This window comes from Flavihumibacter sp. CACIAM 22H1, from assembly GCF_001601815.1.
In the GTDB taxonomy this organism is placed as follows: domain Bacteria; phylum Bacteroidota; class Bacteroidia; order Chitinophagales; family Chitinophagaceae; genus Flavihumibacter.
Genome location: NZ_LUKG01000047.1, coordinates 1 through 10,686, shown reverse-complemented (window position 1 = coordinate 10,686; position 10,686 = coordinate 1). Strand labels below are relative to the sequence as shown.

General features: G+C 45.6%; 10 protein-coding genes. 5 read left to right on the top strand and 5 right to left on the bottom strand.

What is annotated here, in order from left to right; translation table 11 throughout:
* Positions 1–117: 117 nt before the first annotated feature.
* Together A1D16_RS13440 and A1D16_RS13435 are read right to left on the bottom strand one after the other, a co-directional pair.
* Positions 118–2,472, bottom strand: a complete 2,355-nt coding sequence (locus A1D16_RS13440) for a glycoside hydrolase family 95 protein (protein WP_290710321.1) — start codon at positions 2,470–2,472, stop codon at positions 118–120.
* A gap of 90 nt (positions 2,473–2,562) precedes the next feature.
* A complete protein-coding gene (locus A1D16_RS13435) occupies positions 2,563–3,156 on the bottom strand; it encodes a porin family protein (RefSeq protein ID WP_290710319.1) in 594 nt (197 codons plus the stop codon).
* Positions 3,157–3,359: 203 nt separating this feature from the next.
* On the opposite strand from A1D16_RS13435, the gene A1D16_RS13430 reads away from it, so the two are divergent.
* Positions 3,360–4,130 carry a copper resistance protein NlpE N-terminal domain-containing protein gene (locus tag A1D16_RS13430; protein WP_290710317.1) on the top strand — a complete coding sequence of 257 codons (771 nt, stop codon included), beginning with the start codon at positions 3,360–3,362 and terminating at the stop codon, positions 4,128–4,130.
* Positions 4,131–4,132: 2 nt separating this feature from the next.
* On the opposite strand, the gene A1D16_RS13425 is transcribed toward A1D16_RS13430, so the two are convergent.
* From A1D16_RS13425 to A1D16_RS13415, 3 genes are read right to left on the bottom strand one after another with little or no spacing between them, the layout of a single operon-like run.
* Positions 4,133–5,383, bottom strand: a complete 1,251-nt coding sequence (locus A1D16_RS13425; RefSeq protein ID WP_290710315.1) for a tetratricopeptide repeat protein — start codon at positions 5,381–5,383, stop codon at positions 4,133–4,135.
* 1 nt (position 5,384) lies between these two features.
* Complete coding sequence (locus A1D16_RS13420) at positions 5,385–6,686, bottom strand: AAA family ATPase (RefSeq protein ID WP_290710292.1); 1,302 nt, start codon at positions 6,684–6,686, stop codon at positions 5,385–5,387.
* Positions 6,687–6,731: 45 nt separating this feature from the next.
* Positions 6,732–8,189 (bottom strand): alpha-L-fucosidase, encoded by a 1,458-nt coding sequence (locus A1D16_RS13415; protein WP_290710290.1) that lies wholly within the window; start codon positions 8,187–8,189, stop codon positions 6,732–6,734.
* 246 nt (positions 8,190–8,435) lie between these two features.
* Here A1D16_RS13415 and A1D16_RS13410 point away from each other — a divergent pair, with 246 nt between their 5' ends.
* The 4 genes from A1D16_RS13410 to A1D16_RS13395 all read left to right on the top strand — a co-directional run.
* Positions 8,436–8,951 (top strand): hypothetical protein, encoded by a 516-nt coding sequence (locus A1D16_RS13410; protein WP_290710288.1) that lies wholly within the window; start codon positions 8,436–8,438, stop codon positions 8,949–8,951.
* 48 nt (positions 8,952–8,999) lie between these two features.
* Positions 9,000–9,347: a TfoX/Sxy family protein gene (locus A1D16_RS13405; RefSeq protein ID WP_290710286.1), complete on the top strand. Its 348-nt coding sequence runs from the start codon at positions 9,000–9,002 to the stop codon at positions 9,345–9,347.
* Between the two features lie 357 nt (positions 9,348–9,704).
* Positions 9,705–10,052 carry a DUF1801 domain-containing protein gene (locus tag A1D16_RS13400; RefSeq protein ID WP_290710285.1) on the top strand — a complete coding sequence of 116 codons (348 nt, stop codon included), beginning with the start codon at positions 9,705–9,707 and terminating at the stop codon, positions 10,050–10,052.
* Positions 10,053–10,067: 15 nt separating this feature from the next.
* The coding region (locus A1D16_RS13395) for a hypothetical protein (protein ID WP_290710283.1) at positions 10,068–10,686 on the top strand (619 nt) is incomplete at its 3' end.

Sequence of the window (10,686 nt, the reverse complement as noted above, 5' to 3'; positions counted from 1 at the left end):
GAACTATCTTCCTGTGCAGATGCCGGAAAGCTGGCCAGCAACAGGAGCAACATATAACAGACCAAACGATTCATCTGTTAAAAATACCAATTCTTTGCTTGCTGCCTTCCCAAAAAATCAGGGATTCCATTGAAACTGCTCACCGGTTTTAAGGGTAATTTTTCTTATTTTCCCCTGCACAGATACCTGTCCGGTATATGGTGCAAGTGCAAGTAGCCGCACGGTTTTTATGCGAGCTTGTTCCCATTGCATATCTACCTGCAGGTTTCCTCTTGCCTTAAGGCCTTTTACCGCACCATTTGGCCAGGAGGCGGGCAGGGCAGGTAATAGTTGAAGTGTATCGGTATGTGATTGCAGCAGCATTTCAATCATGCCAGCCGTAAGACCGAAATTTCCATCAATCTGGAACGGCGGATGATCATCAAACAAATTCGGAAGTGTAAGATAGCGCTGCATATCCTGGAGGTTTTTCCAGGCAAGATCGCCGTTCAGCAAGCGTGCATAAAAATTGATAATCCAGGATTTACTCCAGCCGGTATAGGAACCCGTACCACCCTGTGCATATTGGAGGCGGCGCTCTATGGTACGTTGGGCTGCTTCAAATAATTCAGGTGTTTTACGATTGATTTGCGTACCGGGGTATAAACCGAATAACTGGCTCATATGCCGGTGCCCGGGCTCTGTTTCTTCATAATCATGGATCCATTCCTGTACAATACCATAGCGCTTGCTTACCCGAATGGGTGGCAGGTCTTTTTCGATTTTAGTAAGGGTCGTTATAAACTCTTTATCGGTTTTCAGTAAGGCAGCTGCTTTTTTACAGGCTGCAAACAATTCGCGGATAATTTGTATGTCCATGGTAACCCCATAGCTGAGCCCATACACCTCGCCATTCGGAAGTTTAAACGCATTTTCAGGAGAGGTTGAAGGCGCTGTTACCCAATAGCCCTGGCTATCTTTTACCAGAAAGCCCTGTATAAACAGCGCTGCCTCCCGCAGTACCGGCCATGCCTGCGTACGTAGGTAAGCAGTATCTTTTGTGAACTGGAAATGTTCCCATAAGTGCAGGGATAACCAGGAGCCGGCAATAGGATAAGTGCCCCAGCTAACCCCGTCTGAAATAGAGGTTCGACCAAACGGATTGGTAAGGTGGTTAACTGTCCACCCGCCCGACCCAAATGTTTTGGAAGCAGTAACCCTGCCGGGTACCCGAAGCAGGTTCACAAAATTGGAAAATGGTAAAAATGCTTCGGAAAGATTAGCCGATTCAACCGGCCAGTAATTCATTTGCAGGTTAATATTGGTGTGAAGGTCGGCATTCCACGGTGCATTCATATCCTTGCACCAGATACCCTGCAAATTAGCCGGCAATATGCCTGGTGATCTGGATGAACCCATCAATAAATAACGCCCGTATTGAAATTGCAGTACGGCCAGGTCTACATCTTCTGCGCCTGCTTTTACCTGTTTAATACGTTCGTCTGTTGGCAGCAGACGTTTGGCAGCAGAGCCAATGGATAAATCTACCCGGTTAAAGAAGGCTGTATGGTCTTTTATATGATCTGCGCGGATGGCTGCAAGGGTTTTTGTACCGATTTTTTGTAATAAGAGGGATGATTGCTGAACCGGATCAATACGCGGATCCATATCCAGTAAAGCCATGTTATAATCTGTTGCAGCAGTCAGGTAAACCACCAGTTCGGTAACTCCTTTAGCATATAAACTGTTATTAACCGACTGAACGGTACCACCAGTATGCATGGCCGTTAGTTTAGCCGCAAAACGCATATGCAAGCCATCCGGGCCGGCATCTTCATCAGGCAGATCAAGCACCTGTCCTTTCAGTACCAGGCCTTTCTCGCCGTCCGGAACTACCAGGGCATCTTGTTCCCTATCAAGTGAAAGCCGGCAATGAATAGCACCGGGCTGATCAGACCATAAGCGCAGTACGATTATATTATCAGGGGCCGATACAAATACTTCGCGGTTAAACCGAACCCCGTTATAGGTATAGGAAACAGTGGTTATTCCCGTAGCCAGGTCTAGTTTTCTGGTATAGTCGCTGATGTTGGGGCGCGCTGATTTATCCGGAAAAAAATCAATATAAAGATCACCAAGCGATTGGTAAGACCTTATTCGCATGGGTTTACTACGGAGGTATTTTTCAGATAACGCCATTGCTGTGCGGATGGAATCCTTTAACAGGTTTTCCCGGATTTCCGGCAAGCGGGCTGCAGCGTTTGCATCGGCTGCAGTAGGGCTTCCGGCCCAAAGACTTTCTTCATTCAGCTGTATCCGCTCGCGCACCACATCTCCAAAAACCATGGCTCCGAGCCGGCCATTACCTACGGGCAGGGCTTCGTTCCAATTGGCTGCGGGTTGTTTATACCAGAGTTCGAGCCGGCTGGTATCCTGTGCGTTTGCATAGCAGCATGCAAAAAATACGAAGCAGTACAAGATAAAAAAGCGCATAGTTGGTTGATTTTTATAGTTGGCTAAGCACCAACTAAAATAGGCAACCTGGCCGAAGCCTGGTTGCCTATTCTGATTAAAAATCTATCTTTATTTACCACCTATCGGAATCCGTACCCCTGCATGTACAAAAAGAGAACGGGTTTTACCTACATCAATGGTTTCAATATTCTTCTGCAAGTTGGTGAGTGACCATTCATAGGAAGCTTCCACAAACACAATAGTTACATCCAACCCCACTCCCAGGTAGGTTCCCCAACTGGCTGATTTAAAATCGTCTTTATTGAGGTCTTTAATATCGGTCAGGAAAAATGCAGACACCCCACCAAAACCCCGAAGCCCGACAACAGATGACTGGTTGCCTAAAAGATTAAACCCGATCGTTAACGGTACCCGGATTCCGGAAATATTAAAATCCTGGTTTTCCAGTTCCGGCGTACTTTCGGTTACGTATTCAGTGGTCTTTTTTACATAAAAAATACCCGGTTCAAAATAGACCTTTTTCCCAATGGCCACCGATCCCCCGATCTGGTACCCAATTCGTCCCTTATATTCCCCGGATGCAGGATCTTTTGAAAAGTCCGTTGCATTAATACCAATGGCAGGTTTTATGGCAACCTGGGCGGAACTGGTAAGGGCCAAACAGCAACCTGCTAACATACTGAACAGGATTTTCTTTTGCATGGTTTTAGTTTTAATTGTAAAATTATGATTATTAGTAATTAGTGCGTTAAGATTATATTATATATAGAAGAAATTGTTCAAATTCAGGAAGATTAAACCCGTGGCTGTTTAAACCGTCCAATAGCTGCATAAAATCAGCATTTATATTCAACATAATTTTCATATAACTGTTCAATACTTGTTCAACCTGAAAAACACCTACTATGCGACAGATTTATAGCTTTTTCCTATTTGCTTTGCTGCTAGCAGTTATACCAGCATGCAAAACGCCTGCCACCAGCACAAGCGGTGCCACCGGAGATAATAGCATGACCTCGGTGGATTGGATCGGGGTTTATACCGGTACGCTGCCCTGCGCAGATTGCGAAGGCATTGAAACAACCCTGCAACTCATGGCGGATAAAACGTATACACTTACGCGGTTGTATAAAGGAAAATCGAACGAGCTTATTACGAGTACTGGCAGTTTTACCTGGGACAGCAGGGGTACGGCAATACAGCTGTCAGGCGAAGATCCCGGTAAGTATAAAGTAGGTGAAAACCAGCTTTTTCAGCTGGACAGCGAGGGTAAACAGGTAAATGGGGGGCTTGCAGGTAAATATATACTACGTAAGGAGCAAAGCGGGCTCACTGAAAAATACTGGAAACTGGTTGAGCTCAATGGCCAACCGGTAAGCCTTCCGGCCGGTTCGCAGAAAGAGCCTCATATGATCCTTCACACTGCCGGCAACCGGATAACTGCACAAGGCGGCTGTAATAGCTTTATGGGAAGCTTTGAGCTGAAGGAAGGCAATCGGATCCGCTTTAGTAAAATGGCCGGCACCCTGATGGCTTGCCCGGATATGGATATCGAAGCCCGCTTTACGAAAGTGCTGGAAATGGCCGACAATTATAACCTGGATGGCGACAAACTGGTACTGAACAAAGCCCGCATGGCCCCCCTTGCCCGTTTTGAAGCCGTTTACCTTAAATAAACCTACCGGTTTTCCCGAATTACCAGCGCATTGGCTATCCACTGGTAAGCGAACAGGCCAATCAGGTAGGCAGTGCTATAGGCATTGAAGAGCTCGCCCGTGCGCAAGGTTTCCACTACGGCAAGGGCGCCCACAAGGGCCATAGCGGCCGGGTACCAAAGTAATACCCACCTGGTATTGGAGCTGGCATACATGGTGCCGAGAGGAATAGTAAGCGTAAAACCCAGGAAACCCAGTACCATCCAACCAGGTACACCGCTGAACAGGAAGGCAATAAATCCCAGCAAACTAACAGCAAGACTAAGCCCCACGAAATTGGCGGATTTTATTTCTTCCTTATCGAGCATAAATTTTCCATACGGGTGAAGCCGGAACAGGAGATTGCTGACCGGCGTAATGATCCAGGTAGAAAATGCCACCAGGGTTAAAAGAATAATCAATGGCAGCAGGAAGGGCCGAAGGGCTTCATTACTGGCTGCCAGTCCGCGTAAAATCCGCACCCCCACATAAAATCCGATGATCACCCCCCACTGGTATTTACCGGTAAGGTTGGTCATGAAAAAACTGTATTTCAGAAAAAGCCGGTAAACCGGGTTGCCGGCTTTGATGGCCTGCACCATTCCCTGTTGCGCATATTCATTACCCGGATCGTTCTGCAGGGCCAGCTTAAAGTGTTCCAGTGCTTTTTTGTGGTTACCGGCTTCTAATAGGTTCCATCCATAATTAGAATGCGTATAGGAATTATTGGGGTCTTCGCGAAGCGCACCTTCAATGGTTAAAAAAGCATCTTCAGCACGATCTAATTTTTGTAAGGCAGTAGTGCGCATATTTAATGCCAGCAGGTTTTCTGCATCCAGGTCCAGGGCTTCATCGGCTGCATCCAGGGCTGCTTCAAAATTTTTCTGTTGCAGCAGTATGGCTGCTTTCAGGGCATAATAGTCCGCATCTTCCGGATCCAGCTGAATGGCCTCGTCAATAGCTTGCAGGGCATCTGCAGTTTTATGTTCCTGGTACTGAATTCTTGCTTTCAGGTAATAAAGCCGTGGATTATTGGGATCAATTGCCCGGCTTTGATCGGTATAATGATGTGCTGCAGGAAAATCGCCGGAGCGAAGTTTAACTTCGGCCAGCAGGGATAGTACAAATGCATCTGTCGGGTCATTTCTGAACAATTCCTGTAGCAGTTCCTCCGCTTCTGCATAACGCTCCTGTTGCAGTAATACTTCAATACGTTGCAATGCTAGATCCGACATACTATTTTTTTATTTTCAGGTAAGAAAGAATATCGTCGTACAATCCGCCTTCATTGGCGAAGAGCGCAAAATTTTTTGCTTTTGAAAACCATTCCTGGGTGCTGGGTTTATGTTTCCTGGCAGCTTGTAACAAATCTTTGGTAGAAATGGGCTCCGGAATTCCGGTAGTAAACGCAGCATCCAGTTTCTCTTCAATGGCCAGGTCAATTACTGCCTCAATATCGGCTCCGGAATAATGTTCCAGTTTCTTTGCAACAGCTTCATAATCGACAGATGCTACCGGCTTATTGGCCAGCTTTAAACGCAGAATGGAAGCCCTGGCAGATTCATCGGGCGGAGGAATGAATAAAATGCGGTCGAACCGGCCGGGCCGGCGAAATGCCGTATCGAGGTGCCAGGGGGTATTGGTAGCGCCGATTATCAGAATGCCTTCATTACTGTAATCAATGCCGTCCAGCTCCAGCAAAAACTGATTGATAAGATGGCGACCGGCCGATTGTTTCATATCAGATCGGCTGGCACCCAACGCATCAATTTCATCAATAAACAATACACAGGGCGTGTTTTGCCGGGCAATTTCAAACACCTGGTGCAGGTTTTTTTCACTATTCCCGATCCACATATCAAGGATATCGTTCAGTCCTACACTTATAAATTGCGCATTTACCTGCCCCGCTGTGGCCCGGGCAATAAAAGTTTTACCGCAACCCGGCGGGCCATAAAGCAGAATTCCTCCTCCGATTTTTTTACCATAGGCTTTGTACAGCTCAGGATGCAGCAGGGGTTTAATGATTTTGAGTTCGATTTCTTTTTTCACCCCGTCCATTCCACCCACATCCTGGAACCCAACGGTTGGACGTTGCACCGTATGACCGGCGAAATCGCTGTCCTCTTCGGTAACCATTGCCCCGGAAACCCGCAACGCTTTATCCAGTTCCTCGTCCTGAAAATTTGGTTGCAGATGTAGTACCTGTTCGTATACCTGCATGGCGTCTGCGATCCTTTTTTCCCGCAATAGGGCCCGGCTGTGGAGCAGGAGGTATTCCAGTTCATTGGAATCCTGCAGTAATTGTTCCAGGATTACATTGCATTTTGAATAGGCACCCTGCGCAAAAAATATGCGGGCCAGCCCTATTCTGGGTTTTTCATCTCTGGTAAGACGCATTAATTCGGTATACTCTTTTTCTGCTTCCTCCAGGCGGTTGGCCTGGTGCAGTACCTGTGCAAGGTGCAATTTCAATGGAATATTCTCCGGAGAAACTGCCAGTGCCTGGCGCAGGCTTTCGATCATTTGCTCATCCATAAAAGGTCGTATTCAACGCCCCAAGATAAGGTGCAAAGCCGAGAATCACAATGCACCGGCATTTTTGACCTTAAGCACAATGTGTTTGGCAGGCAATTGATCGGGTCGGAACGTACTTAAATCAAAGACCAGGTTCTTTCCTGATTTTTTCAGTTGAACGGGTAATCCATTGGCTAAACAACTGGCCGTTGCACCTGCCGCAATGGTTTTATCCCGAAGGGTGAAATGGGTCACATAACGCGGTAGTATAATGTAGAGATCGCGTCCTTTTTGGGTAAAAAAAGCTTCCACATAAGCGTCTTCTTTCTTAGGTTCCGTCATTTTGGCGATACTGTAGCCTGCCATATAAGAGGCACCCTTTTTTTCCGGCATTTTCCCGGGCGACCATTGGTAAGGCGATTTCAGGGCAGTTGTGCCATAAATAGCTTCGCCATTCTGTTTGAGCCAGGCCCCCATATCAAGCAGGCGCTGCTGTTGAATAACAGGGATACGGCCATCGGCAGTAGGCCCTACATTTAATAGCAGGTTACCGCCTCTCGACACAATATCGATCAGCATCAGGATCAGCTCATCGCTGGATTTATAATCGGTGAGGTTTTCATTTCGATTATAGCCATAGGAATGGCCGATTCCCTGGTTTTCTTCCCAAACCACGCTGGCATCCATACCACTGCCATACTCGGACGTGGTATAGGTAGAACCGGTATTTTTTTCGCGGTTATGTTTGCCCCAGCGATCATTTATAACCACTTCTTTGGCAACCGGCGATTCATTGAATAACCAGGCCATTAATTCCGGGCTTTTCCAGGCAGTATCCGTAAGATCCCATTCGCCGTCGGAAAAGATAACCGAGGGCTTATAACGGGTTACCAGGTCTTTAAACTGGGGAAACATATGTTCTTCCACATATTTCTTTTTATCATAGAGCCAGATAGGGTTATACCACTCATAAAGCGAGTAATAATAACCCATTTTCAACCCCTTAGTACGTACAGCATTGGTAAGATCGCCCAGCAAATCACGTTGAGGTGTACCCGAAACAGCATTCCAGGGCCTTCCCCAGGCTTTATCCGCTTCTGCACTAGGCCAAAGAGTATATCCTTCGTGGTGTTTAGAGGTTAGTACAACATAACGGGCACCGGCATTTTTGAAGAGTTCGGCCCACTGATCGGGGTTAAAAAGCTCCGCTTTGAATAGCGGCTCAAATTGCTGGTAGGCAAAGGAAGCACCATAGTTTTTGACATGAAAATCCCAGAAATTTTTTTGCTTGTTATGGATCCGGTACCAATACCATTCCGCATAACTATCTCCGCTATTTGGAATTACAGGTGCATAGGATGGCACGGCAAAAACACCCCAATGAATAAATATGCCGAACTTTTCCTGGTTGAACCAGGCGGGTATACCGCGTTTATTGAGCGATTCCCAATTGGGCTCAAAGGATTGGGCCCGGGTGCAAATACTTAACAACAGGGCAAAGCAAAAGAAAAAACTACGGGGCATATTGAATCGTTTTTCTGAAACTACCACAATTTGCCGGAAGAAGGCATATCACATTTGCTTAATTCTGCTAAAAAATTAACCTTTTCCTTAGAACAAAAACAGCGGGCCCTTTTGAAGGATCAGTGCTTAATTCCTAAATTGACAACAGTTATCCTGTGATTCCCCACCGCCGGGATTTATCCGGCGAAGCATTTCCAGTACTAATTAATAAACACACCCATTTTACAGGCATTGAATTAAACCATTATGAAAAGATATTTTATTGCCGTCAGTACATTTTTTTTCTGCCAGCAACTGGCTTACACGCAGCAACAAACACCATCTGTATCCTCTAACGCAGCGCTTCAGAATGTACTGGAAACATTTATGGACTGTTTAAAAACCAGGGACAGTGCCCGGTTTTATAACTTATTTTATGATGGGCCCGTAACATGGATGGGCGTATACAAAAACCATACACAGGAAAAACGGAAAGAAAAAGATGCTAGCCTTTCAAATTATAAAAGCTCTGATCACAAAACCTGGTTTCGAAGTGTAAGCCAGGGTTCTGTCAAGGAGGAAAAATTTTATAACGTACATATTGAGACGGATGGAAATATAGCGGCTCTAACCTTTGACTTCAGTTACTGGGCAGGTGGCAAAAAAGGATTGTGGGGTAAAGAATCCTGGGGCTTAGTCAACATAAACAATGAATGGAAAATTACCAGTGTTATATTTTCAATGGAACAGGAAAATATTTTGCCCGAGCCCAACCGAAACTGATACCACCCTTCAATACTGAACAGATAACCCAACCCCGATTCCTCCTCCATGGCCTATAATATACTACTCGCAGACAAGGTACGTAGCTACTTAAGCCAGTTGCCGTCCCTAAAAATCGAAGAGAAGAAAATGTTTCGGGGACTTGCTTTCCTGGTAAATGGTAAAATGTGCATCAATATCAGTGGAGACAACCTGATGTGCCGCTTTGACCCGGAACTGCAAAAAGAACTGGAAACCCGAACCGGCTACCTGCCCATGCTAATGAAGGACAAAGAGTATAAAGGTTATTGTTATGTCGAACCCTGTGGCATTAAAACAAAAAAAGCCTTCGAATTCTGGATAAATACCTGCCTGGCCTATAACGCGCAAGCTAAATCCTCGAAGAAAAAAGCATAAAAAAAGCACTAACCAGTATGGTTGTAATTACACGCTTTTACATTTTGTCTCCGGTTGCCTGTACCCTATTCACAGGAACAGATGGATAATCGGTTTTGGTAGGCCAGCCGGACAATTATATGCCTGGAAATTGTTCCACCTGAACCTGCGCTACTAAGACACGTGCTAGAAGGTCATATAAAAAATCCACCGTCAAAAGCTACCAGGTTGCTGAAAAGGTTCTATCCCAAACCAAACCTGTTTATTAATATTCTTATAAATTTACCGTAGATGACAGGAATTGGATCCATGAACCTGCCAATCAATTGCTTATTAAACCCAGGAAATGGTGAAATTCCTACCTGAAACTTCAGTAATATGTTAGAAAAGCTTCAAACCTATTACCTTACCAAAGCAGAGCCAGCCAAAAGCTGCCTATATGCTTTACGTGCTATCATTCTAAACCAGGACAGTAATATAAGTGAAACATTCAAGTATGGAATGCCTTGTTTTTGCTATAACAGGAAAATAATCTGTTACTTGTGGACAGATAAAAAATCAGACGAACCATATATTCTATGGGCGGATGGAAAATACCTTAACAACCCGGAATTGGAAACAGGCAATCGTTCGAGAATGAAACTATTACGGGTAAATCCGGCTAAAGATCTGCCGTTGGATAGCATAACAACTATTCTCTGCAAAGCATTGGCCTTACACCAATAATAAACCCGGTTTTATATGGAGCTGCAAGCGCATTATGACCAGTTTTTTAGGGAGGGGGTTCGGGCTCTGGAAACCGGCACCTACACCATCAATGAACTATTATATGCCGACCTTGATCAGCGTTATGGAATAACCCTGCTAACCCGTCCGGATAAGGCCATTCGCACTTCGATCCGGCAGTTCCTGGAAACATTCAAGGCTATTGATCCCAACCAATATTATTATCCCGATTCAGATATACATGTAACTATTCTTTCCATTATTTCCTGTTATGAGGGCTTTCAACTGAATCAGGTTAACCCGGCAGCCTATGCAGCAATAATCGGGGAAGTACTTCGCAACCAGCCTCCCTGCACGCTCGAATTCCGGGGCATAACCCTGTCGCCTGCCGCCATTATGCTTCGCGGATTTGTATCAGGCGATGCCCTGAATTATGTTCGGGACCGGTTAAGAGCGGCCTTTAAGCGTTCCGGATTAGAACACTCCATTGATGAACGATACGCTATTTTCACCGCCCATTCAACCGTAGTACGGTACCGGCAAAAACTGGCCAACCCTGCAGCCTGGTTACAAAAAATAAGGGAAAACGAAACTTTCTATTTCGGAAAACAGGAATTGAATAGTATGGAATTGG